The sequence below is a fragment of the Paenibacillus contaminans genome (assembly GCF_003285015.1).
GTDB classification, from domain to species: Bacteria; Bacillota; Bacilli; order Paenibacillales; family NBRC-103111; genus Paenibacillus_V; species Paenibacillus_V contaminans.
On the sequence record NZ_QMFB01000014.1, the window covers coordinates 142,781 to 168,747 of the forward strand.

The following is a 25,967-nucleotide window of genomic DNA, read 5'->3' on the forward strand; positions in this document are numbered from 1 at the left end:
CCATTTTTTTGTATGGACGAATAAGAACATCTATCTTCTTTGTTGGCTACAGCAGCGATTTGACAAGCTCTCTGATCGTCGGTTCAAGCGATTGCCCCATTCGCAGGAAGCCCAGATCGGTCGGATGGACGCCGTCGACGGTGCAGTCGCTGAAGTCGTCGCCCAGCAGGTCGGAGCCGTCATAAAAATGAACGTTGAGGTCGCCTTCCTGCCTGAACCGTTCGACGGTTTCCTGCTGCGCCCGCTTACGACCTTCATGCATGGCCAGCATGTTGTTATCGAAGCGTTCCTTCGCAAAGCGGATTTTGGACACGACCAAAATCGGTACTGTCGGATGGCTTTCCCGCAATATCCGGATGAATTCAGGCAATGTTGACGCCATCAGCTCGACGGAGGATACATTCGCTTCATAGTCGAGCACGAACAGGGCAGGATCGGCGATTTCGGCGATCGTCCGGGCGACCTCAGGTTCGCCCTTGCCATTGCCGGAGAAGCCGAGATTGACGAATTCGAGCGGGATGGAACGGCTCAATACGGCCGGATAAGCCATACCCGGACGGGAGGCGCATCCGCCCTGCAGGATCGACGTGCCGTAAAGCACGACCGGCTTGGCGCTGGCCAAGGCGGGAGCTGCGCTCAGCTCGGCATCCTGGTCGACGCCGATCCAAACTTCTTCGACGCCTTGATATAGAGGGAAGTAAAGGGTGACGCAAAAATCGCGTTTCGTTTGCCAGTCATAAAACGGCGCTTCATACTCGTCCTTCGTATGGTCGAAGCGTGCCGTTCCCCAGAATTGCTCGTTTCCGGGCTCGCCGAGGTAACAGTCGAACCCGCACTGCCCGGTGGCAGGCATATGATACATGTTTCCCGGTCCCATCAGTTTAACCTTGATCGTCAGTTTGGAGGAGTTCGTCCGGAAGCGGATTTCTCCACCTGCGGTGCAATCCGCCAGCGAGTCGACTGCCGAAGGCAGAGCGTCGGCCGGAGCGACGGGGAGACGACGATACTTGCCTTCCTTGGCGATCCAAGGGAAACCGGCGATTTGGAACGGCTGCTCGAAAGGCGACAGCCACCGCAGCGACTTGTCTTCGACATTCTCGACGGTCATATTCCGGTCGAGGTTAATCACATCGATCTTTTTCGTTTGCTCGGACAAGTAAGTTCATCTCCTAATTAAAGTAATTTGGTTGAAAATATAAGAATTTACGGATCGCTTGCTAAGTTCTTATATTTCAACGGTAAACGCGGGGCGTTATAAGACGCCGATAGGCGTTTATCCTTGTCTTTAAGGAAAAGTTTGCCTTAGATCCGCTTCGCTGTCAATTGATTTTAGCCGATAACTTAGTGCCGAATAATCTATTTCCGATATATATTAAATCGTACCCGAGCTATTCTGCGAAATAGGCGGAATGCCGCGGCGGTTTCCTGCGACTAGCCGATCCGCGCGCCTACGGTACGGGCGTATTCGGAAGGCGTCGTCCCGGTAGCTTTCTTGAAATGACGCGAGAAATAGTGGATGCTGCTATAGCCGAGCATATCGGCGATTTCCGTGAAATTGCTGGTCCCTTCGCGAATCATCATTTTGGCTTTATCGATTTTCAAACGCTGAAAATATTCAATGATACCGTGTCCCGTTCCGGCTTTAAAGCATGTTTTGAGCTGCGTTTTGCCGGTTTGAAACATGGTGCACAGGCTGTCCAGCGTCAAGCTGTCGCCGATATGTTCGTTCATGTAAGCGATAATCTGCTGGACCAAATCTTGCCGGTTCGTTTCTTGCACCAGCGAGGAAAGCTTCGGGCTGAATCTGTCGACGGATTGTCCGCGCCGAACCATCCCGATCAGCAAAATTTCCAAATAATTTTTGATCAGCTGCTCGCTTCCGAAAGGCGCTCCTTCCTTTCGCCCCAACAAACGGGAGCGCTTCCATGCATTGATGGGAGGATCGAACGCGTCGTACGCTTCTTTAACGAGCCGGGTCAAAATCGCCCGTTCGTCATCCTCCAGCCGAAACTGCTTGCCCGCAAAAAAAGACATGGCCGGGGACCCGCATTCAAACGAGATGATGATGACATTGGGCGCGTATTTCGAGCTGGCGCGGCAGCTGTGAAATTCGTTAGGACTGTAGAAAACCATATCTCCCTGCTTCATCTCGAAAGCGTGATGATCGGTCGTGATTTCGATCTCGCCTTTATCTACGTACAGAAACTCCCAAAAATCATGCTTTTCGCCTTCGAAATAGTAGTTTTTGCGCAGCTCGTAGAAGAAGAAGGTGTAAATTTCGTCAATAACCAGCTCCTGCTGCAGATGAAATCGATCATAGGTCATGCGGTTTGCGCCACCGTCCGTTCGTGCAAAAAGTTCGACTTTCAGGATAAAGCCATAAACCGGCTTCACCCACTATTATAAAGGCAAGGAAGCGATGATGAAAAGAGAAGGAGAGGTTGAACAGGATGACGAAAATTAGATTAGGGATTATCGGGTGTGGGGGCATGGCGGGTTCGCATTTTAGCGGCTATGAGGAATTGAAAGACCAGATGCAGGTAACGGCGGTTTGCGACATCATTCCGGAGCGCGCGGAGCGTGCGGCGAAGCTGCTCGGTTGCGACCTCGTTGTAACGGATTACCGCGATTTGCTGGACGTTGTCGATGCGGTGCTGGTCGTTCTGCCGCATGATCTGCATTACGAAGTAGGAATGACCTGCCTGAAGGCCGGAAAACATGTGCTGATGGAAAAGCCGATGGCCAATAGCGAAAAAGAAGTTATCGACCTGATCGAAACGTCCGAGCGGGAAGGCAAAGTATTGATGACCGCTTATCCCGTGCGCTTCTGGCCGCTCGTTGTCAAACTCAAGGAACTGCTTGACGCGAAGACGTACGGCGATGTATTCCAGATGTCGATCTGGACGGAGCAGTTTACGAAGTATGAGGACGGTCACTGGGCGCACAGCGCGGCAAGGCTTGGCGGCGGGCAATTTTTCAGCCACGGCTGCCATTATGTCGACCTGATGCTCTGGATGCTCGGCAAGCCGGTTCGCGGCACGCATATCGGCACGAGAAACGGCACGCCGTGGCTGGAAAAGGAAGGGACAAGCAACGTTACGATCGAATTCGAGAACGGTGTGCTTGGCTACCATTTCGGAACGTGGGGGGCTCGCGGCTCGCGGCTCAGATACAGCATTCATGTTCACTGCACAGAGGGCATGCTTGAGTTGGATATTAGCGACTGGAAGCTGTATGCGCATACCGGGATGAATCCCGAGAAGGCGAATTTGGATACGGGATCGAATAATAATGTTATTTTCGAAGCGCCGCAGAACGGCAAAAACACGCAGTATGAAATTGCGCATTTCCTCGATTGCATCCGTACCGGAGCGACGCCGATGACGGACGGCCCGTCCAGCTTGCAGGGTCTGCGCGTCATCTGGAGACTGTATGAGGCGGAGCTTAACGGCACGATCGCCGATCTTAGCGGTCTCGGGCTGGAGGACGACTGGAAGAGCGTTCCTGCAGGAACGGTCGGATAAAAAATACAGACATTCAAAAAAAGCGGAGATTGCTCCGCTTTTTTTAACATTTAGTCCGTTAAAGGACGGGAAAGCCGTTCGATCCTTATGCTGCCTTTGAAGGTCCCCCTGTAGGCTGGAGTCCGAAATCGCCCGCTTGCAGCAAGGAATCGAGGTTCGCCTTACGCTGGAGTCCGACTTTGCCGGCTTGGAGAGCGGATTCACCGGTGTGCCGAACAAATTACCCGCTGCAAGCAGGCGATTTCGGACTACAAGCGAGGAAAGGAAGCCGTACTCGATTCCAAGCGGGCAAAGTCGGACTGCGGCGCATGCAAGCGACAAGCGGGGATGGATCGGAGTTGAACCGGAACGCTGCAAACTGATCGAAGGAAAGCTCTGCCGGAAGGTCCCGGCGGTCTTTCCTTTATTTACGTTTGCTTTCCTTTTTTTGCAAAGCCCCCGTAAGCCGCTCGGCTGCGCAGTTAAAAAATGAATATTGCCGTGAAGGGCCCGGCCGTGCCATGATGAAAGAACGGGAAAATCGGTTCGGCAGGAACGGATGGATCCCATTAATTGCTTTGACAAGCCAGGCGAAAAAAAGCAGAAAACTTTCCGCTTTTTTGTTTTTCGTCCAATGGCTAGACGTAAAGTTCTTTGTGGAAGCGGATTCAAAGTGCCGGAGGGAGGGGAGCGGAATGAAAAGCAAGGGATCGTTCTTTACAATGCCGTATAAACGAAAGCTGTTCGTTTATTCGGTGATACTCAGCCTTGTTCCCGTCTTGATTCTGGGTTTGATTTCGTCCTCTATTGCGACGGGAAGCATACAGGAAGAAGTCGACCGCAATCATAACCATATATTGAAGCAGCTGGAGGTTCAGGTTGACGATTATATCCGCAGCCTGGATCGAGCTTCGCTGCTGCTTGCCAACGACCAGTACGTGCAAAAATCGATCAGCGAAGGGGCGTCTCCCGATCTGCTGCAGACGACGCTTTATATGATGGATACCGTACAAAAAGTAATTACGATGACCGACGCCGAATTCGAGGTGACGCTCGTTTACGCGCAAACGGGGGAAATGTACTCTTCCCGGCTCGGCATGGTGCGCGAGCTGGCGCCGCCCTATGACGGATACGTCAAGCAGGCGAAGGCGTTCTTCAATCAGACGACCGTTTTTACGCCGGCGGAAGGCAGGACGAATCCGGAGCTGCTAATCGCCCGCATGGTGCCGCTGCATGCGGTGCAGCCGCAAGGGTATTTGTTTCTCCATTTGGACATCAATCGGCTTAAACGGTTTATCGACCAATTCGAGCTGGGCGGCGAACGCAGGGTGATGATTGTCGATAGCTTGGGGAAAGTCGTCATGAGCAAGGAACCGAATGAGATCGGCAGCAAGCTCGATTCGGCTTCTCCGCTTTTTCCGTTTTGGGACAATCCGGCGATGCACGGCGAAATCGAATTGGCAAAGACGAATTATAGCGTGTCTTCCATTAAGTCGTCTATGAATCAATGGACATATATCGCTATGACGCCGACCGCCGAGCTTACCCGCAAGTCGGAGCGGATTCGCGCGGTCACGACAGGCATTATGCTGCTATTGGCGCTTGTATGGCTTGTTCTGGCGTTCGTCGCTTCCCGCCGCTTGTATGTTCCCATACAACGGCTGATCGGCAAGTTTTCTCCCGAGAACAGCGGTGATCGCGACGATTTGCAGGCGATCGATTCGTTTATGAACCGGGTTATGGCGGCGAATGAGAAGCTGCAGTCGCGGATCAGCGAGCAGGAGGCGTTCCGTAAAGAGAGCGTTCTCATGCAAATGCTGAGAGGGGAGCTGTCCGATAAGGAAAGCGGAGCGTTCGTGGAAGAACTCAAGCTGCCTCTGCGGGGCGGATGGTTCTGCGTTTGTCTCGTCGATATCGATCAATTCGCTTCTTTCCAGCAAAAGTATAAGGAGAAAGACCGTTTCCTTATGATGTACGCGCTGCGCAACATGATCGAGGAGCTTTGCCAGCCGTTCGTTTCTTATGCGACTGTGACGCCGAAGCCGGGACAAATCGCCGCGGTGATCGGGCTGGAAGCGCCGAATGAAGAAACGGCGAGAGCTATCGCGCTTGTCTGCCGGGAAATAAGGGAGCGGGTGTCCGAGCATTTCGCTTTTACCGTATCCGTTGCGATCAGCAATGTCCGTGAGGACTATTCAGGCATTTGCGATTCGTACGAAGAAGCGATCGCTCTGCTGGATTATGGCTGGGTGACCGGTCCGAACAAAACGATTACAACGGACCAACTGGAACCGTCTCTGCGTCAATCCAGCCGTGTGCTTGTCAAATGGAAAAATGCCCTTGTCGCCAGCGTAAAGCAAGGGGAGTTCGGGCTGGCAAGGGAGCAGCTTGAGCAAATGACCGGAGATTTGCCCCGTACCCTGCAGCATTCCGAGGCGCTGCTCGGCCTTTTTGCTTACTTGATCGGCGAGCTCGATCATTTTTTGCAGGAGCAGGGCTATGAGCTGAACGATATGTTCGAATACGATGTCCTGGAGCAGTTGTATACCTTTTCGTCGTTAGAGGAAGTGAGGGAATGGATCGCCGGCACCGTTTTCGCATCGGTTCAGCAGCATGTGCAGACCCAAAGCTTGTCCAGACAAAAGAAAGTTGTCGCCGAGGTGCTGCAGTATATCCGTGAGCATGACGAATCGGATTTGTCTCTGCAAATATTGGCCGATCATGTGCGCGTGTCGCCGTCGATGCTGAGCCGGATGTTCAAGGAGGAAATGGGGAGCAATTATATGGATTATGTCATTCAATTCCGCATGGACAAAGCCAAGGAATGGCTCGTTCACACGGAAATGTCGATCAAGGAAATAACGGACCGGCTTCGATATGCTTCCGTCCCGAATTTTACCCGTATATTCAAGCAGGTAACCGGCATGCCGCCGGGCAATTACCGGAAACAGCAGCGAGGCGAGGACGGCGTGAATTGACAGTTGCCTTCAACGAATATTTGTTAATGGTTCGCATGGAAAGAGCGAAGATCCTGCCGGCGGGCAAGGATAAGAAAGTGTACGAGATCGCATTGGAAGTAGGATACAGCGATCTGAACGGGTTCTAATAATTTAAGCAATTCACAGGTGTAATCGTAAGCGAATATAGAGGACAGAGTCAGTCTGGAAGTTAAATCGGCTATCGAGATAATTGATAGCTTTTTATTTTGTAGCTGCCCTTTTCTGTGAAAAAAGGTTGGATAGTGTGGATTGCGTATGGAAGGGAGTGGGGGTATGTGCTGAAAAGTTTACGTGCCGCCTTTGAAATCGAGAATTTACCGCAAATTTTAATTATAATTCTCGATTTCAAGAGTGGCTGAAGGCAGATACCCCCATTACCTGGAATTTTGCAAATCATTCATTTTTATCCCTTCCTTTATTCCCTCAGACTTTCCTTTATTCCCATCCGCTTTCCTTTGTTTGCATCATCTCCAAAAACCCGCGCGGTTACGCGGTTAAGAAATGAAAATTGTCTTGAAACGCAGCCCGTGCAAAGATGAAAGCGTTACCGATGACCAAACGAATCAAGAGGGGGAAACGCTACTATGAAATCGATCAAAATCGGATCGGCCGCGCTTTTGTCGCTTGCGCTCGTTCTTACGGCGTGCAGCAAGGAGAAAGAAACGGATACTCCGGCCAAGCAAACAGGCGGGGCGAGCCAAAGTCCAAGCGCGGACGTCAAGCCGCAAAAAGAGAAGCTGTCGCTAAACTGGCTGGTTCATGTACAGGCGAACACCAATTTACCGGAAGCCGGCAAAGATTTCGTCAAGAAGAAAATCGAAGAGAAATTCAACGTAGAATTGAAGCTGGATTACATGATCTCCGGGCAGGATTACATCAATAAAACGAATGCGCTGCTCGCTTCGACGCCGCCGGACATGTGGAAGGACGGAACGCCGGACGGGGGCAACCAATACGCGGTGAGCGGCTTGCTGGCCGATATGACGCCTTTCGTTTCACCGCAAACGATGCCGAATTACTTTAAATACTGGACGACCGAGAAGGAAATGAAGCTGTACCAGGTGCAAAATAATTTTTACCGTGCGCCGGTGCCGTTTGACCGCAGTATTTTCCGCTCGTTATATATTCGCAAAGACTGGCTGGATAAGCTCGGATTGCCCGTACCCAAAACGTATGACGAGTATGTCGAAACGCTGCGGAAATTCCGCAACGGCGATCCGGACGGCAACGGGAAGAAGGATACGTACGGATTTACGACGGCGGGAGCCGGCGGCTCCATCGGCCTGGATTGGCCGGAATATTTGAAGCATGGCTTGACGTTCCCGCGTAAAATCGAAAACGACCGTTTTGTCGATATTCAGACGGACCCCAAGATCGAATTTGTCATCAACGATGTCGCCAAGCTGATCCAGGAGGATTTGGTCGATCCGGACTGGTATTTGAACAAAGCTCCGCAGCATGTCGAGAAAGCGATTTCCGGCAAAGCCGGCGTCGTGCTGGGAGCGACGAAGGATTTTGCGTTCGACAGCAATCCGCAGAGCATTCAAGCTCGCACGAAGCAGCTTTTCCCGAATGCGAACTGGGTGCCGCTTAATCTGTTTCCGGACACGCCGGCGGCCGTTAAGCCGAGTCCTGCGAACCCGTTCCTGTTTGCCAAAACCGTCGCCGAGAAAAATCCGGAGAAGGTCAAGCGCTCGATCGAGATATTGGACTGGCTTGCGAGCGAGGAAGGTTATTTGCTGACTCACTACGGCGAAGAAGGAAAGCATTACGTCAAGGAAGGCCAAACGATCAAGCTGAACGTCGACGCTTATACGAACGATATTGCGAAGCAGGGCGACTTTCTGAAAATATGGCAATTTTTCACGCCTTTCGAGGCGCCGCAAATTTTCGGCCTCACCGTGCTTGATTCAAGAATGACGGATCACGACAGGGAAATCACGAAATATTTTACAACGATCAAATTGAACGAGAACGAAGGAACTTCCCTTATTCCGCCGCAAGGCTTCGACTTGGCCGGCTTCCGCAAACGGCAGGCGGAGCTGCAAACGAAGGCGCTGCTCGAAGATAAATCGGGTAAAAATTGGCCGCAATACCGTGAAGAGCTGATGACCAAGTACAAAGGCAACGAGCTGTTTGAGTCGTACGAAAAAAGCTTGAGGGCGGTCGGCGCGATCAAGTAACAACGATCTAATGTAACAACGGCATGCTTCTTGACCCGCCGAACCATGCGGCTTCCGGGGGCATGCCGGCTTATTCCCCATAACCGCCGAAAGAAAGGAGTGACCGGACATGCTGCAACAATCGGCGCAGACGGCGCCCGCAGCGGTAAGCTTGAAGCCCAAACGGTCCGGCGCGTTCAGAAGCGTTTACCGCAGCCGGTGGTTTTATCTCATGATGCTGCCCGGACTGATCTACTATGCCGTGCTTCATTACTTGCCGATGGGCGGCTTGCTGATCGCATTTCAAAAATACAATTTGCTGGAAGGAATCTGGGGGAGCGAGTGGGTCGGCTTCGACAATTTCCGGACGATTTTCAATTCTCCCGATTTTCCGATCATTTTGAAAAATACGCTGATTATCAGCGTGTATCGGGTTCTGTTCAACATGATTCCCGACGTGCTTCTGGCGCTGATGCTGAATGAAATTCGCGTCGCCTGGTTCAAGCGTTTTGTGCAAACCGTGACTTACGGACCGTATTTCCTCTCTTGGGTTATCGTGTACGGGTTGACGTTTTCGTTTCTTGCGCCCGAATCGGGCTTGATCAGCAGCTGGTTCCGCGATATGGGCTGGGGACCTCTGCAACTGCTGACGGATAAAGAGTTTTTCCGACCCTTGCTTATTTTGACCGATATATGGAAAAGTACGGGTTATGGCGCGATCATTTACCTTGCGGCGCTCGCGACGATCAACCAGGAGCTTTACGAGGCGGCCGTCGTGGACGGAGCGGGGAGATGGCGCCAGCTCTGGCATATTACACTGCCCGGCATTCGCGATGTATTCGTGCTGATGCTGATCTTGCGGCTCGGCCATATTTTGGACGCCGGCTTTGACCAGGTTTACATTTTCTTGAATGCCCGCGTTTACGAGACCGGCGATATTATCGACACCTGGGTGTTCCGGCGAGGTCTTGAAAATCTTGATTTCAGCGTGGCTGCGGCGACGGGTTTCTTTAAATCGTGCATCGGGCTCATTCTCGTGCTTGGGGCGAACAAATTGGCCAAAAAACTGGGCGGCTCGGGCATCTGGTAATCGGGAGCATGTAAGCGCCGATTCGCAGGAAGGAGGCAAAATCCGATGTCCTATATATTGCAAAAATCGAAGGCCGACAAAACGGTGGACGCCGCTATGTACGTCGTTCTCGGCTTGTTCGCGCTGGCGACGCTATTTCCGCTCTACTATGTTATCGTCATGTCGGTAACGCCGTTTGTCGAGGTGCTGCGCAACGGGGGCTTTGTGGTTTTCCCGGGCAAGCTGACGTTTGCGGCGTACCGGGAAATTTTGAGCAGTCCGCGCATTCCGCAGGCGCTGCAGGTGAGCGTGACTGTGACTGCGATCGGCACAGCGCTCAACCTGCTCGTCACGACGCTGCTCGCTTACCCGCTGTCCAAGCGGTTCGTGCCGGGGCGCAACGCGATTTTGATGGCGCTCGTGTTCACGATGCTGTTTAACGGCGGACTGATTCCGACTTATTTGGTCGTGCGCGGCATCGGCTTGTACGATACGATCTGGGCGATGATCGTGCCCGGTATGGTGTCGACGTTTAATCTGCTTGTGATGAAAACGTATTTCGAGAATCTCCCGCAAGAGCTGGAGGAAGCGGCGAAAGTGGACGGCTGCGGCGATGTAACGACGCTGTACCGCATCGTGCTCCCGATATCGATGCCGATTATGGCGACGCTAGGGTTGTTTTACGGCGTGACGCATTGGAACGATTATTTCAAAGGCATTATGTATTTGACCGACAAGACGCTGTATCCGATTCAGGTGGTGCTGCGCGGGATGATCCAGTCGCCGAATGTCAGCCAGGAGCTGCAGGCGATCAATACGATGGAGCTTGCCCAACTGCCGCCGGAAACGGTAAAAATGGCGACCGTCGTCGTCGCGATCATCCCGATTCTGATTGTGTATCCGTTCCTGCAAAAATATTTTGTAAAGGGCATGCTGATCGGCGCGGTCAAAGGCTGAGCGTGCTGATCGATGCGTCTAGGTCGCAACCGCGCGCGACTCCCGGCGCGAGGCGCCATCGCGGCACGCGGTGCTCGGTCACACGCCGGCGGTCAAACCTCGTGCAGCACAAACACCCGAAGTTTCGGCAGTAAGGGGAAAGTAACCCTTCTCGCGCGATTATGGGGGTTGTTTATGAAAAGTCAAGGAAGAAGCCCTCCTGCGAAGCGGGAGGGCGCATACATCCGTAGGGTATGGGAAATCCCTTGCCCTGTCTGGCTCGAAGAATGCGGGAGATCCATTTAATTCATTATAAGAGGAGGCATGGCATAATGAAATGGAAACGCTTACTATCATCTGCGTTGGGGCTGCTATTGGCTGCGGGGGCCGCTTCCCCGACGGTGTTGGCGCAGGATACTAGCATCGACCGTTATCTGCCGATTGATCAGAACGCGAACTACGGCCGAGCTTTGTCCGAATCCCCGCGAGGCGGTTCGCTGGCTTGGGGCGAGAGCTACTACACCGAGAGTTACATGAAAATGTACGAGGCGACCGGAGACCGCTTCTGGCTTGACAAAATGGTCGACCATACCGACCGGATGCTGGCGAACGCCGTGGATCACGACGGTGACGGGTATAAGGGGTGGGCCGACTTCTCTTACTCCCACCTCCAGTTGGCGAATAACGGTTTCCTGCTGCAAGGAGCGATTCCCTCCACGGTCGAGACGGCGGTCTACGGGTCATTCGAGGCGGGCGCCGGCGCAAGCGGCGTGCCGACAGGCTGGACCCTGCAAGGGGCGTCCGGACGCGCGTACCGGTCGACGGCGCCCGGCGACGCCTTCGACGGTGCGGCCGGCGTGATCGTGGAAAGCGATGGTGTAAATCAAAACCGGCTCGTGCAGCCGATTGCCTATACCCCAGGCAAGTCGTATGCGGTGGAGGCGTACATGAGCGTTGACACCGAAAAGACGCAAGCGCTCGTTGAAGTGTACAACGCGACGACGAACGCCGTGGTTGCCTACGCTCGGGCGCATCATGTCGGCTTCGAGCGCTACATATTCACCTTCAAAGCGCCGGCCAGCGGCTCGCTGCAGCTGCGCATCGGCTTGCAGAGCTACGATCAGGCCGGGTACAAAGTCCGCTTCGACGGCGTCTCCGTGAAATCGCTGGAGCACGCTCCGCTGCAGAACGGCGGCATGGAGACCGTGAATGGCGCCGATCCGATGCTGCCGGCAAGCTGGGCGCGGTGGCATGCCTCCACGGCAGCTAACGTCTACCTGAGCAGCGACGCGCATTCCGGCTTGAACTCGATCGCCGTCACGACCGACAACACGTCCTGGGAAGTGGCGGAGCAGACGATCGACTACGTGCCGTCCGAGTCGTATACGCTGTCGTTCTGGGGCAAAGTATCCAGCACGGCGACGACCGGCCGTGTGGAAATCTATAACGCGACCGACGGCGTCATGGTCGCGGGCGCCAATGTCGCCGGCACGGCCTGGACGTCGGGCAGCCTGACCTTCACCGCGCCTTCCGCCGCCGGCAAGACGCTGAAGGTTCGCCTGTACCAGAATAATTGGCAGCTGACCGGCTTCACGAGTTACTTCGACGACCTTGTACTGTTCTCCGCGACGCCTGCCGACGAGCTGATGGCGAACCGCGGCTTCGACTCGGCGAGCGGCACGGATGCGACGCTGCCGGCCGGCTGGACACGTGCGTCCGGGACGACGGCGTCGGATGCCTACCTCGTCTCCGGTATCAATAACGCTTACAGCGGAACCTATGGATTGGCGGTCAAGGCGTCGCCCGCCTCCGACAAGACGCTGGAGCAGACCCGGACGTACACGCCCGGGACCACCTATGTGCTGTCATACTGGGGCCGAGCGTCCAATCCGAATTCCCCCGGCCGAGTGGACATCTATAACGAGACGGACGGTGTCGTCCTGTCCGCAGACACTTTAACGGATCTGAGCTGGAAGCAGCGTTTCCTGACGTTCACGGCGCCGTCTGCTGCCGGCAAGACGCTGAAGGTGCGGATGACGCAGCCCGCCTCGGGAGGAGGTAATCTCAGCTATTTCGACCTTACCTCGCTGAAGCCGCTGCTGAAGACGGAGGCTGCCGGATGGACGCGTGAAGCGGGGACGACGCTCGCTGCGGCTCATCGCAGCACGGATGCGACGCTGTTCAGCGACGGCGGCGGACTTGAGCTCGTGCACGATGGCGTCTCGGCGCCCAAGATGAGCCAGGCGCTGCTGAATTACAAGCCGAACGACAAGTATGGTTTATCGTTCTCCGGAAAAGTGGCTGCAGCCGGAACGACCGGACAAGTGCGTGTCTACGACAAAACGACGTCCACGGCTTTGGGCGCCTGGACCTTCTCCAATACCGACAAGCTGACGATCGTCGCCGGCGATTTCCAGACGCCGGCAGCGGGGCATGATCTTGTCGTCGAGGTGTCCATCCCTTCGGGTTCGGCGGGTCAGACCGTTTGGGCGGATTCTTTTACGGTGGGACCCTATTGGGAGCAGATGGTGCATGAGGGCGTAATTGCTACTCCGATTCTGCGGTTCGTGAACGCGGTCTACGCGAATGCCGCACTCCACGCCGCTTACTCGGCCAAAGCCGACACGTACCGCAACTTCATCGCGGACAATTTGGTACACAAGTGGGATCCGTACTGGAAGCAAGTCAGCGGCACGGACGGCGCAAACAACGGGACGGGCGTGTACATTTTCCCGGCCGGCCTCAGTACGAATTGGTTCCCGTCCCGAAGTCTGCCGCATAATCAATATTTGGCGTTCGCGAGCATGCTGTACCTGCTGTATGACGCAACGAACGGCGTTCCGGCTTATGCCGCCGACCGTTCGTATTATTGGAGCCGGGCGAACGACATGGCGCGGGCGTTCCGGAGCAAGGTTCGTCCGAATCCGCTGAACGCTTCGCTCGGGACCGACGCTTACGTATGGAACTATTGGGACCCGATGGGTTCCTGGGACGACGGCCATTATACGTATTCGTCCTATACGAATGAGGACATCTCCCACGCTGCGCTGACGATGAGCGGGGCGATGGAAGCGTATCATCACGGCCAAGTGTTCACTTCGGCGGATATGGACAAGTTCACGAAGACGTTCACGGACGTCATGTGGAACCAGAGCCTGGGCGACCCGGTCTTGTCGTATTATAATTCCCGGCGGCCGGCCGTTACGACCGACAAGATCAACACGAACCAGTTCTATGCCTGGAGCGGCTTCGCGGAGTTCAACCCGCTTGTCTGGGATATCGCCGACGCGGTCTGCACGACGGGCTCGTGCACGATGGCCATTGCCTCGAATCTGGCCAAGTGGAGCCGCAACAAGACGCGGAACGGAGACTTCGAGTTGGCCGATCCGGCGGACGCCACGCTGCCTCGGGGCTGGCAACGGTGGCAGTCCACATCGGCGACTGCAGCGCGAACGGCGACCGGCCCGGGGCTGAACGACTGGGCGGTCTCGATCAAGACGAACGGCTCCACTTGGCAGGTGATGGAGCAGAAACTGGAAACATACGAGCCGAATACGGATTACACGATCTCCTTCCTCGGCAAGAAGCTCGGTTCGGTGAACGGCAGAGTCCAGTTGTTCGACTACACCACTTTGACAGTGTTGGGCGAGCTGAACTTCTCCGACACGTCGTGGACGCGCAAGACGTTCACCGCGCGAACGCCGGCGGCGGGGCATGATGTGCGGCTGCGCTTGTATACGCCCACATACACGCCGGTTGGGCAGGAAGTCGCCTTCCACGACGTACGCGCCTATCCTTCGCTGGCGGGCACGCAAATCGCCAATGCCGGCTTCGAGACGGCCGACCTTTGGGACGCTGCGCTTCCCCGGTACTGGATGCGCGGTGCGACGACGCTGGACGCGAACGCCGTCATCGACACCACAGACCGGTCGGCCGGTCTAAGCTCGTTGAAGCTTGTGTCTGCGGGTACGGGCTCCCAGCAGGAAATGATCTATACTTGGAAGGGGTATATGCCGGGAGCCGCTTATTCGTTTAGCTTCGACGCGCAATCCGCCGGAGCGGCGGGAGGCCGGGTCCAGATCGTGGACACCGCGACAAACGTTGTTCTGGTGGATGAGAGCGTAAGCTCGGCCTCTTGGACGAACGTCTCGGCGGCATTCACGGCTCCTTCCAGCTACGACCATGTGCTCCAGGTGATCGTGAAGCTGGGCAACCCCGGCAACGCAGGCAGCTTCCGGGTCGATCAGTTGAAGCTTGTCTCTCAGTAGTCTCCGTTGGATCGTCATAGATGAAGTCTGAGGGCTGTCCCATAAGAGTAGGTGGAATGGGCCAATCCCAATTGTAAACAGATGCGCTTCCGAATCGCTGCTAAGCGGGGATGGAAGCGTATTTGTTTGCAGATTCAGCTGCATTCAATGAGGCATAAACTTGGAAAAGTGACTTTTGGACCGCCGCATTCATGCTGAAGCCCCAACAAACAATGAGGTAAGCCTATAGTCCTATAATTGACCTTCACACATTTGGCTTTTTCTGCTATATTGGGTTGTGCAGTTAGTTTGGCGAATTATGTATGAATAATGGAGTGGACAACATGTACTGCACACAATGCGGAGAGAAGGCGGGCGAGAACGACCGATTTTGCGCTGCCTGCGGAAGCAAGCTGGTTAATGGGGAAGTCAAAGGGGCTAACGGCTGGAAAGATAAGGATCATGCCGGCGGGGAGCAAAAGGCTGGCGCTTCCGACTGGGAAGAGGGGGCGAGCGCCGCTTCGCCAGGAGGCACGGATACGGTTGGCCGGTATTCGGATAAGGAAATGCCGGATTCGGAGTACGTCCATGCCGGAACGAATGCCGCGGCCGGGGAGAGCGTCGGGGGAAATGAAACGCTGCGCGCCCTGATCGGCTCGAATGCCGGCTATTATATTCGGCGGTGGAACAGCGAACGGACGGGTTCGGATGGGGGCTGGAACTGGGCGGCGTTCTTTTTCAATATGTTCTGGTGTTTTTACCGCAAAATGTATGGAATCGGTTTCATCCTGATAACGATTACGCTGTTGGCCGGATACGGGGCGATGAAAGCCGAAATTCCGGGCTTAAGCACGCTGATCGGTTTGCTTATCGCGCTCTACACGGGGCTCAGAGGGAATGCGCACTACTATAACCAGATACGCAGGAAACTCGCCGAATCGGAAACGGCGTCCGGAGCCAATGAGGAAGAGCTGCGGAGGCAAGGAGGAACGACGTGGGGCGGTGCGATGCTGTCGCTTGCCGTTTTCATCGGTCTTGCTTTTGCCGTGGCGTTCGTAGACGACAGCCTTGCATCGTCCCGTCCGGCATCGGCGGGAAGCGCTCCGGCCTGGACGCGCAGCACGAGCGATTCCGTGCATGTCGGCAATGCGGTAACAAGCTACGATTGGGAGGACAAGCTCGGACCTGACCGGATGCTCATGATCATAGGAGGCATTTTGTCGGAGTGGCGGCGTTTGAACGTTCCGTATCAACAAACGGGAGCCGGGGAAAAAGCGGATGCGCGAATATGGGCTGAGATGGCGATGATGGCGCTGGATTCCCGCGAAATGCGAGGTAAGACGCTTAACCAGGTGTTGGAGGAGCTGCGTTTGAACCTGGACGATGCGCTCGCGGAAGATTCGAAATGGACGGCTGCGAAGTCCGCGGTTTCGCCGAAGCCGACAGCCGCCCCGCAAGGGAAGCCTGCTGCTCAAGATGAGGACGTATCATCGCAGGCTGCAGCGAGCCCGGTTCCCGCAGCTGCAGGGTATAATGAAGCGAAGTCGAAGGAATTGCCCGATTCGGTTCATGATGCGGCGCTTGTCCAAAAGCTTCTGAAGGAAGGGGCGGACCCCGACGCCCGAACGGACTATGGAGCGCCTGCATTGCACAGAGCGGCGGCGGAAGGATACATGGAAGCTTTCGACGCGCTGCTTGCGGGAAAAGCGGATCCTGCGAGCAAGAACGATACCGGCGAAAACGCCTTGATTGCGGCGCTGGACGACACAACGAATTGGTTGATGGGCGAGTACACGGCTAACAAAAAAGCGGAAACGGCAGTAGCGATGGTAACGCGGCTTCTTGAGCTGGGGCTCGAACCGGACAGCAAAACAGCCGACGGCCAGACGGCATTGATGCGGGCGGGCGGCGCGTTTCCGAAGGCGGTTCCCGTTCTGCTGAAGGAGGGGGCGGATCCGAATGCCGCTGACAGGGAAGGCAATGTTGCGCTTACCTACGCTTTGGCGGATGAAACGGCCATCAAGCAGCTGCTGCAAGCAGGCGCTAACCCAAAAATCCGCAATAAGAGAGGCGAAACGGTATACGATATCGTCGAAAAACGCAACCTGCCGGTTCCGGCCAAGGCGCTTGGCATGGAGCTGAAGCTTAAGCCGATATTTCCGGAGAACGACGATGTCAAGCGTGTTATGGATGTTGCGGCTATTGGCTTGAGCCAGTTTTTTGCCGAGAATATGTTCGGACGCGCAACCATTGAGGGTACCGACGTATGGGTTTACAATAAAGGGGCGGCGGAAGGATATGCGTTTACATCCTCCCACATCGAAGAAGTGGACATCGAAGGCCTTCAAGCCGGAAGCTTGAAGATGCAGATGTTCATCAAGTGGAAGGAAGCGGAAGAAGAGGCGGAATCGATCAGCGTATTTGTGAAAAATGAAGACGGCGTTTACGGTTATCATTTCAAGCCTGGCGCGACGGTCGTAAACGGGCAAAAGGTAGAAGACTATTGACGAAAACCCGCAAGTCGCACTGAGTGCGGCCTGCGGGTTTTTGTGTTATGTTCGTTAATTTCTAGAAGCGGCCGGCCGGTCTAAGAGTTGATTTATTTTTTGGGGTGCGGTTAAATTGGTTGAAGGGTGTTTAAATAAAAGACCGGTGAATGCCGTTTATGTGAAGGGAATGAAAATATGAACGTTAACCGCAGAAAACGCGTGCTTATCGCCGTCTCGGTAGATGCCGAGAGGGATGCGGTGCTGCGCGGTTTGGGCGAAGCCGGTTCGGGCGTATTCGAAGTATTCGCCGCAGGCGTGGGTACGGCGCCGGCAGCTGCAAGCACGGCAAAGAAGCTTGCGTCGGGCACATACGATTTGGTCGTTAACGCAGGAATATGCGGCGGCTTTGCAGGGCAAGCGGAAATCGGCTCGCTCGTCGTGGCGAGCGAGATTGTTGCCGCCGATTTGGGCGCCGAATCGGCGGAGGGCTTTATCGGCCTGGACGAGCTTGGCTTCGGCTTGGCGCGGGCCGAGGTAGACGCCGGTTTGGCGGGCCGGGCGGCGGAGGCTTTTGCGGCGGCCGGACTGCCGGTCGTATTGGCTCCAATACTCACGGTGTCCACCGTGACAGGTACGGCGGCAAGCGCTGCTGAGCTTGCTTCCCGGGTGCCGGGAGCGGCAGGCGAAGGGATGGAAGGCTTCGGCGTAGCCGCAGCGGCCAAGGAATTCGGCCTGCCTGTACTTGAAATACGCGCCGTTTCGAATGCGGTCGGCCCTCGAGACAAGTCGGCCTGGCGCATCAAAGAGGCGCTGCAATCGCTGGAAGCCGCAAGTAAAGTGCTTACGGAGGTATTTTCATGAAGATCGCTTATTCTCCTTGTCCTAATGATACATTCGTTTTTCACGCATGGGCGCACGGGCTCATTCCCGGCGCGCCGAAGCTGGACGTTATGTATGCGGATATCGACATCACGAACGGTTTGGCTGCAAGCTCACAGGGTCCGGATGTGCTGAAAATTTCGTACGCCGCGCTGCCGTGGGTATTGAATGAATACGCGCTGCTGCCTTGCGGAGGCGCGCTTGGCAGAGGCTGCGGCCCGCTTGTGCTGTCGAAGGAAGGCGGCGGCGATCCGTCGGCGCTCTCCGGTCGCCGCGTTGGCGTGCCGAGCGAGCGCTCGACCGCGTATTTGCTGTTTCGCCTATGGGCTGCACAAAACGTGCCGGGCGGCGTAGGCGAAATCGTCGTTATGCCGTTCCACGAAATTATGCCCGCCGTGCGTGACGGCAAGATCGATGCCGGCTTAGTCATCCACGAGGCGCGCTTCACGTATCCGTCGTACGGACTGACGCTGATGACCGATCTCGGAAGCTGGTGGGAGTCGGATACCGGTCTCCCGATTCCGCTCGGGGCGATTATCGCCCGCCGGTCGCTGGAGCTTTCGTCCATCGCGAGCTGGATACGGGCTTCGGTCGAGTATGCTTGGGCGAATCCGGAGGCATCGCGCGAATACGTGCAGGAGCATGCGCAAGAAATGGACCCCGAAGTGGCGAAAGCGCATATCGCTCTTTATGTGAACGAGTTTACCGCCAATTTAGGCGAGGACGGTTATGCCGCAGTTCGGGCGCTGCTGGGCAGGGCGGCTGATGAGGGGCTTGTGCCTGAAATCAATTTGGACGCGCTAAACATGTAGAAGCGGAAACGAAACGAACAGTCCAGGCCGTTGCTCGGCTTGGGCTGTTTTTTTTCGGTTCATTAGGCCAGATAGTATACCGTTGAAGGAGACTATAAGCCTACGGCAAACGACGGCATCAAAGACGGCGCCGGACGTTTAGCTTTGTCATAACGTATTTGCAATAAAAAAATGCAGGGTTTGGCAGAAAAATGTCGAATAATAGGAGCGGGGGCGATTGAGCCTTTTCTCGATTTACGACATATGATGACTAGAGAAACAGGAGGGAGCGACCATGAAAAAACATATGCTAGCCATATCGGCGATCACGGCGTTCGCCGTGCTGATGACCGCTTGCGCCGAACTGAATCCGCAGCCGGCGGCTACCGCTGCCGTATCGCCTAAAGCATCGACTTCGCCGTCTCCGTCCGCGAAGCCGACCGCAACCGTATCGCCGTCACCGGCTGCGACTAAAACGCCTACGGAAAAGCCTTCTGAGAAGCCTACGGCCAAGCCTTCGGCAAGTCCGTCGCCTTCCGCATCGCCGTCTCCGTCCGCGACGGCCAAACCTGCGCAGACGGCTAAACCGACGGGAGCTCCGGCAGCTTCGGGAGATAAAAAAGCGGTCTCCTGGTATTACATGAAAAAGAAAAAAGGCCAAGTGCCGGACTTCCCGGCCGAAACGAAAAAAATGAAGCCCGAGCAGAAGGTGATCTACGTCGGAACGGGTAAAAAAGTTTACCTGACGATCGATACGGGAGGGCCTTTGGGCGATGTGGATAAAATGCTGAAGGCGCTCAAGGATAACGATGCGAAAGCGAACTTTTTCGTTGCGGGCTACAATATCAAGAAGGATCCGGAGTTTCTGAAACGACTTGTGAAAGACGGGCATTTGGTCGCCAATCATACGATGACGCACAAGGATATGACCGAAATGACCGATGAGCAGGTGAAGAAGGAAATCGAGGATTACGAGAAGCTGTATAAAGAAATAACGGGCAAGGAAATCGTCAAGTATTTCCGCTTCCCTTATGGCAAGTACAGTCCGCATTTGCTCGACGTTATTTCCGGTATGGGTTACTCGTCCGTCTTCTGGTCGACGGCTATGCGAGACTGGGAGCCGCGCAAGAACGGCGCCGACGATCCGTACAACGATATCATGAACAATTTGCATGACGGCAACGTCATTTTGATGCACCAAGGCTCGGAAGAAAACATCGAAGCGCTCGACCGGATCATCAAAGCGATTAAGAAGGAAGGCTACGAGCTTGCTTTATTAAGCGATATGTAACTGCGACCGGAACTAGGCAGTCCAAGCAATAAGCGAAAAGCCGTCAAAACCGCTGTCGGAGCGGGCTGGCGGCTTTTTTTCATCATGGCGCGTGGCCCGACGAGGCATGATCATTAGATTGCGAGGAACTATTCTTAGAACTGTTCTTCATACTCGATAGTTGCCATACTGCCGGGCTGGGCATAGTGAAAACCAGGCGGGTTACGCCAAGGCAATACCGGGAAAAAGAATTGTCGGCGAGCAAAATATATGGCTTTTCGTCCAAGAAATCGACCTTAACGGGGAAAGGTTGTCCGATGCCGCGATTTTCGCCTGTGCAGGGGAATAGAAGGCATTTGTCACGGTACGTTTCCTGTGCTATTCTCATATTCTAACCATGTGGATGGATACATGCGGGGGGAATGGAAGAAGGTTGCAGGATCCCTCAGTCATCCGCTTCAGCAGCAAACCGGCAACGCTTAAGCGTAACTTTTCGACCATACTCGTGCAAAGGAAGCGTATAGATCGTGCAGCAAGCGATAGCGATATTGGATTCAGGCGTCGGCGGTTTAACGGTTGTCAAAGAAGTCATGCGTCAGCTTCCACAGGAGAAAATCATTTATTTCGGCGACACGGCCCGCACTCCGTATGGCCCCAGAACGCCTGCCGAGGTATCGTTGTTCACCCGGCAAATTGTCGATTATTTAATGCAGTTTCACCCGAAAATGATCGTGATCGCCTGCAATACGGCAACAGCAGTAGCGCTCGAGCAAATACGCTCGTCTGTGCCGGTCCCCGTCGTCGGCGTTATTCACCCGGGCGCCCGGGCGGCGATCAAAACAACCCGGCGCGGTCTTGTGGGCGTGATCGGAACGGAAGGAACGGTTCGCAGCGGCGCTTACGAGAACGCGCTGAAGGAATTGTCCCCCTTCATCGAAGTCATCAGCCTTGCATGTCCGCGGTTCGTTCCGCTGGTGGAGCAAGGCCGGTTCCGTACGGCCGAAACGCGTCAGGTGATCAGACAGACGCTTGCTCCGCTAACCGGTTATCCGATGGACTGTCTCATACTCGGATGTACGCATTATCCGTTCATCAGCGAAGCGATCGCCGAAGCGATGGGACCTTCCGTTACACTGATCAGCTCGGCCGACGAAACGGCCCGCGAAATCAGTACGGTGCTCTATCACAGCGGCCAATTGGCCAAGGCGAGCCAACTGCCGGTTCACCAGTTTTTTTGCAGCGGGGATCCCGTCATGTTTCAGAAAATTGCGCAAGAATGGCTCGGCGAGCAAATCAGAGTGACGCCGGTCGTCTGGCAGGTTCCGCAAATTTTATAAGCGATATTACGTATTCAGCGCGGCTGCGGCTCGAAAGAGCATGCGGGCCGCGTTGATTTTTTATACACATATGCAGGAATTCGAATTTGCCCGCTTGGAGCAAGGAATCAAAGCTTCTTTAACGCTGGAATTCGATTTTGCCCGCTTGGAGAATGGATTTAGCCGTGCGCTGAGCCAAATAGCCGCTGTAAGTGGGCGTTTTCGGACTGCGGGCGAGGAAAGGGATCCGGACTCGATTCCAATTGGTCAAAATCGGACTCTAGCGCGTGCAAGCGACGAGCGAGAAGGGGGCTTTGGAACTTGAAGAGTACGCGAGGGATGTTGGGGCGGCGGATCCGATTTTCGTAGTGAGTGCCGCTCGCGGTTCGCGGTGTTTCAATGCATGCAGACTGCCCGTCTGCCGCAAACGTTCTCTGACGGAGCGATAGCCATTCGCCAAATGACCGTTCGACGTTTTGTAGACGGTTATTTTTCTTTTTGCGTGCAGCTGTTGACAAATCGCCGACAACTGCGAATAATGATAGTAAGTAAACAAAAATATTTATAAAGTATATAAAGGATGGGGTGGCGAATATGAAGCTGTTAGGCATTTCGGGAACCATAGTCGGGTCGAAAACGGCCATTGCCGTAGAGAAGGCGTTGGAAACCGTCAATCGGAGTCATTCCGAGGTACAGACGGAGCTACTGGATCTTAGGCAATATGACCTGCAGTTTTGCGACGGGCGGAATCCGTCGGATTATACGGGAGATACAAGGAAAGTAATCGACATCGTATCGTCGGCCGATCTGTACTTGATCGGAACGCCGATTTTTCAATCGTCCATTACGGGTGTGCTGAAAAACTTGTTCGATCTTGTTCCTGTTGACGCGTTATACAATAAAGTGATGGGTTTTATCGCAACGGGCGGGACCTATCAGCACTATCTCGTCGTGGAAAATCAGCTCAAGCCGATCGCCGGATATTTTCGGGCTTTCGTAGCGCCGAGTTACGTTTATCTCCATGACGATCATTTTAATCCGGAGAAAAAAATTGTCGACCCGGATGTGCTGCAGCGCATCGATAAATTGGCGCATGAGGTCGTTTTTATGCATCAAAGACTCAAAGCGTAAAAGAACCCCCAATCTAGGATTGGAGGTTGCGCGGCCGAATACGATATACGCATTTTTTGCCGCCTTTGGCCAAACATTCCGGACGGGTAATATCCGCATCCAGCAAAGCTTCGAACAAACGTAATTCACATTGGCAGGCATGGGTGTATTGATTCGCGATTTGCGCGATCGGACAGTTGTGCTCGATAAGCACGTATTCGTCGTCGCTGTTTTTTTGCAGTTCCGCCATGTAGCCGTTCTCGTTCTGAATGTCGGCAAGCGCGGATACTTTATCTTCAAAGTCCTTGTCACCCATCATGCCTGCATACTTCTTGTACAACGTTTCTTTACGGCGTTCGAACAATCGCTCGACCATCGCTTCGCCCGATTCCTGCACCAGCTCGTCCAGCAAGTCGAGGGCGACGGCATGATATTTATTCGGAAACAGCGCATCGGCGCGATCGGTCAAATGGTACGCAGCAGTCGGCCTGCCCATAGGCTGCCGTATGATTCTGGATTCGATCAAACCGTCGCGCTCCAGCCCGTCGATATGACGGCGGACGGCTATGGACGTAATGTCCAGACGCTCCGTAAGTTCTTTGGCAGTAAGCTCTTCATTTGTTTTGAGCAGATGCAAGATCGTATCGCGGGTCGATAATTCGGCATTAGGCTGCAAAGGGGTCACCACCTTATTTAGAACTTCATGGAGTAATCAACTTAATTAAACTTTATTTATAAAAAGTATTTTAACACAAACCAACAGCTTGACAAGTGCGGCGGTACGCAACAAATATTGTAAATATAATCGTTTATAATCTATCTAAAATTGACTGGAGGTAACGGACATGATTCAAATTACTGATACGGCAGCGGACAAAATCGCCGAAATGATAAGGGACATCGATTCCGATCGTTATTTTTTGCGCATTGGCGTGAGTGACGGCGGGTGCAGCGGTTTGTCGTACAGCATTCGCTTTGACGATACGTTGGACGAGGAGGATCAAGTCGTCGCGTGGGGCGAATTTCAAGTGGCCATCGACTATGCCAGTGTAGAGTACCTTGAAGGCATACAAATCGATTATAAGGAATCGGGGATGAACGGAGGTTTTACGATCGACAATCCGAATGCCAAATTTTCATGCGGCTGCGGAGCCAGCTTTCGGACAGCGGTTTATCGGGGCAAGGCGGAAAAATGCGACTGAATTCCGGGAAACGAATGGCCGGCTATGGTATGATGTAAGCATCAGCGTCGGCCTGAGCCTGTAATTGGATAAAAGCAGTCGGCGTTATCAGAAACGGATTGATCGTTGAGGAGGAAAACATTTTGAAGCTGATCGTTACGGATACCGCGGTGGAATGTTTCCGGAAGGACTGGGGTTATCGCGAGGGAGACTTCGTACGTATTTATGTCAGGTATAGCGGCGGCGGGGAAGATGCATTCGCATTCGGCATTACGAGAGACGATCCGCGTTATCCCGCAATATCGAATGATTTTGGCGGTATTACGTTTTTCATTGAAGAAAACGATTTATGGCACCTGGATGGCCGCGATTTGACGCTTGATTGCCGTTATGATGAAATCGCGTTTGTCCGCGGGTGACCGTTATGTCTTTAGGGCTTGTGGTTGTCGAAGTGTGTCAGCGAAACGCTATTGCGGCTATTGAGTTGGAAGAACTTGAAGCGGATTATCCGGAAATTGCCGTGCTTCGAACCGATTGCCTGTCGATGTGCCATGTATGCAGGGCCGTGCCGTATGCGATGGTGGAGGGGAAGCGGGTATTGGCCAAGTCGGCATCCGTTTGCCTGAACCTGATCCGGGAGGCGGCCGTAAAGGAAATAAACGATGTTATGGAGCTGCTCGACAATGACGAAGGATCGGTATGAGCTTTTTGACAAGCTTTGTATGCGAGATGTGCGGTTATCGGAGCATAGTTCTTACGGAATCGGCGGGTATGCGGATTATTTCGCAATGCCGGCAACGATCGAGCAGCTCGTTACCATTTTGGAAGTGAGCGCAACGTATGGAATGGATCGCGTTGTGTTCGGCATGGGCTCGAACATGCTGTTCCCGGATCGGCCCAAACGGGGGACGTTGTACATTTCGTTAAAAAAAATGGCCGACGTTACGGTAAACGGGTCCCGCTGGTTCGTCACATCCGGTTTGCCGCTTTCGATGCTGTCCGTTGCCGGCATGATTACGGGGGCGCCGGAGTTTCAATTTACTTATTTGATGCCGGGCAGTCTGGGCGCGGGCATTTATATGAACGCCAAATATTACAATGAGCAAGTCGGCGACAAAATCGAGACGGTTTCTTATATCGATTTGGACGATCCGACGTTGTCGCTGCAAACGATTCGTGCCGAGGATTGCAGGTTTGGCTATAAACAATCGATTTTCCAGCATAATCCATGGATTATTGTCGGGGCGAAAATCAAGGTTCCGGAGTTTGAAGGACCGATTTCGGGCGGCATAGGCGGGCTTCTTTCGAAATATAAAGCGGCGAACGGCCAACTGTCGTCATTGGATTCGTTTTATTCCTTTTTCTCACGAGAATTACGCGAGCTTCAGGCCGGAAGGACCGGCATACCTGCGCCAATGCAGGACATCGAACGATACCGTACGCAGAATAAGCACTTTATATACCGCTCATGCGGCTCTTTTTTCAAAAACAATTATGCAGCAGGCTCTTCAATCGGAGCTCTTGTCGACAGGCTGGGATTAAAAGGACTTTCTCACGGCGGGGCGATCATTTCGCCCTATCACGGCAATATGATTTTGAATGCCGATCATGCGACGGCTGCACATATTTTATACTTGAAGGATACCGTTTCGGAAGCCATACACCGGCATTACGGCTTTATTCCCGAGCCGGAAGTGGTCATCATGGAGGAAGCCTAAATTTCGAGCGAAAAGACCCTAGCATCCGCTATCAGGCGGAAAATGGGGTCTTTTTTTAATGAAACGACGCTGAGAGGCATTTTCCCTTGGATGAATTAAAAATAAACGGGACAGCACCGAAGTCCATGGACTTTTGGCACTGCCCCAAATCACCTTTCGCACCGCAGCGTAGCGCAGTTCCCGGGATCTTGTCGCTGCAAGACGGCGGAGGGTTAACCGCGGCTGCCGAACCGGGTGGTGTCATTCACTCCACACACATATCCTATGCCGAACATGTAATGAACGCCAGAGTTGAAT

The 25,967-nt window shown here is 54.1% G+C and carries 20 protein-coding genes; 17 read left to right on the top strand and 3 right to left on the bottom strand.

Translation table 11 applies throughout. The features are described from left to right. Positions 1–46 precede the first annotated feature (46 nt). The gene (locus DQG23_RS22875; protein WP_113033204.1) at positions 47–1,156 is read right to left on the bottom strand and encodes an SGNH/GDSL hydrolase family protein; all 1,110 of its coding nucleotides are present in this window, start codon (positions 1,154–1,156) and stop codon (positions 47–49) included. A gap of 275 nt (positions 1,157–1,431) precedes the next feature. Continuing rightward, positions 1,432–2,325 (bottom strand): AraC family transcriptional regulator, encoded by an 894-nt coding sequence (locus tag DQG23_RS22880; protein ID WP_113033205.1) that lies wholly within the window; start codon positions 2,323–2,325, stop codon positions 1,432–1,434. A 125-nt stretch (positions 2,326–2,450) separates the two neighbouring features. On the opposite strand from DQG23_RS22880, the gene DQG23_RS22885 reads away from it, so the two are divergent. The 13 genes from DQG23_RS22885 to DQG23_RS22955 all read left to right on the top strand — a co-directional run bounded on the left by DQG23_RS22885 (position 2,451) and on the right by DQG23_RS22955 (position 22,792). Continuing rightward, positions 2,451–3,524 carry a Gfo/Idh/MocA family protein gene (locus tag DQG23_RS22885; RefSeq protein WP_113033206.1) on the top strand — a complete coding sequence of 358 codons (1,074 nt, stop codon included), beginning with the start codon at positions 2,451–2,453 and terminating at the stop codon, positions 3,522–3,524. A 674-nt stretch (positions 3,525–4,198) separates the two neighbouring features. Further along, a complete protein-coding gene (locus tag DQG23_RS22895) occupies positions 4,199–6,481 on the top strand; it encodes a helix-turn-helix domain-containing protein (RefSeq protein WP_158560654.1) in 2,283 nt (760 codons plus the stop codon). Then, the gene (locus tag DQG23_RS42610; RefSeq protein WP_113033209.1) at positions 6,478–6,609 is read left to right on the top strand and encodes a helix-turn-helix transcriptional regulator; all 132 of its coding nucleotides are present in this window, start codon (positions 6,478–6,480) and stop codon (positions 6,607–6,609) included. Before DQG23_RS22895 ends, DQG23_RS42610 begins: the two co-directional genes overlap by 4 nt. Before the next feature lie 477 nt (positions 6,610–7,086). Beyond that, positions 7,087–8,685 (top strand): type 2 periplasmic-binding domain-containing protein, encoded by a 1,599-nt coding sequence (locus DQG23_RS22905; RefSeq protein WP_113033210.1) that lies wholly within the window; start codon positions 7,087–7,089, stop codon positions 8,683–8,685. A 109-nt stretch (positions 8,686–8,794) separates the two neighbouring features. Continuing rightward, complete coding sequence (locus DQG23_RS22910) at positions 8,795–9,754, top strand: ABC transporter permease (protein WP_113033211.1); 960 nt, start codon at positions 8,795–8,797, stop codon at positions 9,752–9,754. Positions 9,755–9,799: 45 nt separating this feature from the next. Beyond that, a complete protein-coding gene (locus DQG23_RS22915) occupies positions 9,800–10,690 on the top strand; it encodes a carbohydrate ABC transporter permease (RefSeq protein ID WP_113033212.1) in 891 nt (296 codons plus the stop codon). Between the two features lie 311 nt (positions 10,691–11,001). Continuing rightward, positions 11,002–14,937 (top strand): carbohydrate binding domain-containing protein, encoded by a 3,936-nt coding sequence (locus DQG23_RS22920; protein WP_158560655.1) that lies wholly within the window; start codon positions 11,002–11,004, stop codon positions 14,935–14,937. A gap of 302 nt (positions 14,938–15,239) precedes the next feature. Then, positions 15,240–17,423, top strand: coding sequence for an ankyrin repeat domain-containing protein (locus tag DQG23_RS22925; protein WP_113033214.1), 2,184 nt, complete (start codon positions 15,240–15,242; stop codon positions 17,421–17,423). A gap of 177 nt (positions 17,424–17,600) precedes the next feature. Further along, on the top strand, positions 17,601–18,266 hold the full coding sequence (locus DQG23_RS22930) for a futalosine hydrolase (RefSeq protein WP_113033215.1): 666 nt from the start codon (positions 17,601–17,603) through the stop codon (positions 18,264–18,266). Continuing rightward, positions 18,263–19,096, top strand: coding sequence for a 1,4-dihydroxy-6-naphtoate synthase (locus DQG23_RS22935; protein ID WP_113033216.1), 834 nt, complete (start codon positions 18,263–18,265; stop codon positions 19,094–19,096). Before DQG23_RS22930 ends, DQG23_RS22935 begins: the two co-directional genes overlap by 4 nt. A gap of 274 nt (positions 19,097–19,370) precedes the next feature. Beyond that, positions 19,371–20,366: a polysaccharide deacetylase family protein gene (locus DQG23_RS22940; protein ID WP_113033217.1), complete on the top strand. Its 996-nt coding sequence runs from the start codon at positions 19,371–19,373 to the stop codon at positions 20,364–20,366. A gap of 506 nt (positions 20,367–20,872) precedes the next feature. After that, positions 20,873–21,682: a glutamate racemase gene (gene racE / locus DQG23_RS22945; protein WP_113033218.1), complete on the top strand. Its 810-nt coding sequence runs from the start codon at positions 20,873–20,875 to the stop codon at positions 21,680–21,682. A gap of 573 nt (positions 21,683–22,255) precedes the next feature. After that, entirely contained in the window at positions 22,256–22,792 is a 537-nt protein-coding gene (locus DQG23_RS22955) for an NADPH-dependent FMN reductase (RefSeq protein ID WP_113033220.1), read from the top strand. 13 nt (positions 22,793–22,805) lie between these two features. On the opposite strand, the gene DQG23_RS22960 is transcribed toward DQG23_RS22955, so the two are convergent. Then, the gene (locus DQG23_RS22960) at positions 22,806–23,447 is read right to left on the bottom strand and encodes a helix-turn-helix transcriptional regulator (RefSeq protein WP_113033221.1); all 642 of its coding nucleotides are present in this window, start codon (positions 23,445–23,447) and stop codon (positions 22,806–22,808) included. Positions 23,448–23,616: 169 nt separating this feature from the next. Here DQG23_RS22960 and DQG23_RS22965 point away from each other — a divergent pair, with 169 nt between their 5' ends. The 4 genes from DQG23_RS22965 to DQG23_RS22980 all read left to right on the top strand — a co-directional run bounded on the left by DQG23_RS22965 (position 23,617) and on the right by DQG23_RS22980 (position 25,670). Then, positions 23,617–23,973 carry a HesB/IscA family protein gene (locus DQG23_RS22965; protein WP_113033222.1) on the top strand — a complete coding sequence of 119 codons (357 nt, stop codon included), beginning with the start codon at positions 23,617–23,619 and terminating at the stop codon, positions 23,971–23,973. 122 nt (positions 23,974–24,095) lie between these two features. Beyond that, positions 24,096–24,371: a HesB/YadR/YfhF family protein gene (locus DQG23_RS22970; RefSeq protein ID WP_113033223.1), complete on the top strand. Its 276-nt coding sequence runs from the start codon at positions 24,096–24,098 to the stop codon at positions 24,369–24,371. A gap of 5 nt (positions 24,372–24,376) precedes the next feature. Then, positions 24,377–24,655: a DUF1450 domain-containing protein gene (locus DQG23_RS22975; RefSeq protein WP_113033224.1), complete on the top strand. Its 279-nt coding sequence runs from the start codon at positions 24,377–24,379 to the stop codon at positions 24,653–24,655. After that, on the top strand, positions 24,636–25,670 hold the full coding sequence (locus DQG23_RS22980) for a UDP-N-acetylmuramate dehydrogenase (RefSeq protein WP_113033225.1): 1,035 nt from the start codon (positions 24,636–24,638) through the stop codon (positions 25,668–25,670). Before DQG23_RS22975 ends, DQG23_RS22980 begins: the two co-directional genes overlap by 20 nt. Positions 25,671–25,967: the final 297 nt, after the last annotated feature.

Bases quoted from the DNA above. Each gene is read 5' to 3' on its own strand.
- DQG23_RS22915 (WP_113033212.1), top strand. From the start codon at position 9,800: ATGTCCTATATATTGCAAAAATCGAAGGCCGACAAAACGGTGGACGCC.
- DQG23_RS22885 (WP_113033206.1), top strand. From the start codon at position 2,451: ATGACGAAAATTAGATTAGGGATTATCGGGTGTGGGGGCATGGCGGGT.
- DQG23_RS22925 (WP_113033214.1), top strand. From the start codon at position 15,240: ATGAATAATGGAGTGGACAACATGTACTGCACACAATGCGGAGAGAAG.
- DQG23_RS22895 (WP_158560654.1), top strand. From the start codon at position 4,199: ATGAAAAGCAAGGGATCGTTCTTTACAATGCCGTATAAACGAAAGCTG.
- DQG23_RS22975 (WP_113033224.1), top strand. From the start codon at position 24,377: ATGTCTTTAGGGCTTGTGGTTGTCGAAGTGTGTCAGCGAAACGCTATT.
- DQG23_RS22930 (WP_113033215.1), top strand. From the start codon at position 17,601: ATGAACGTTAACCGCAGAAAACGCGTGCTTATCGCCGTCTCGGTAGAT.
- DQG23_RS22965 (WP_113033222.1), top strand. From the start codon at position 23,617: ATGATTCAAATTACTGATACGGCAGCGGACAAAATCGCCGAAATGATA.
- DQG23_RS22940 (WP_113033217.1), top strand. From the start codon at position 19,371: ATGAAAAAACATATGCTAGCCATATCGGCGATCACGGCGTTCGCCGTG.
- DQG23_RS22905 (WP_113033210.1), top strand. From the start codon at position 7,087: ATGAAATCGATCAAAATCGGATCGGCCGCGCTTTTGTCGCTTGCGCTC.
- DQG23_RS22910 (WP_113033211.1), top strand. From the start codon at position 8,795: ATGCTGCAACAATCGGCGCAGACGGCGCCCGCAGCGGTAAGCTTGAAG.
- DQG23_RS22880 (WP_113033205.1), bottom strand. From the start codon at position 2,325: ATGACCTATGATCGATTTCATCTGCAGCAGGAGCTGGTTATTGACGAA.
- DQG23_RS22935 (WP_113033216.1), top strand. From the start codon at position 18,263: ATGAAGATCGCTTATTCTCCTTGTCCTAATGATACATTCGTTTTTCAC.
- DQG23_RS22955 (WP_113033220.1), top strand. From the start codon at position 22,256: ATGAAGCTGTTAGGCATTTCGGGAACCATAGTCGGGTCGAAAACGGCC.
- DQG23_RS22980 (WP_113033225.1), top strand. From the start codon at position 24,636: ATGACGAAGGATCGGTATGAGCTTTTTGACAAGCTTTGTATGCGAGAT.
- DQG23_RS22920 (WP_158560655.1), top strand. From the start codon at position 11,002: ATGAAATGGAAACGCTTACTATCATCTGCGTTGGGGCTGCTATTGGCT.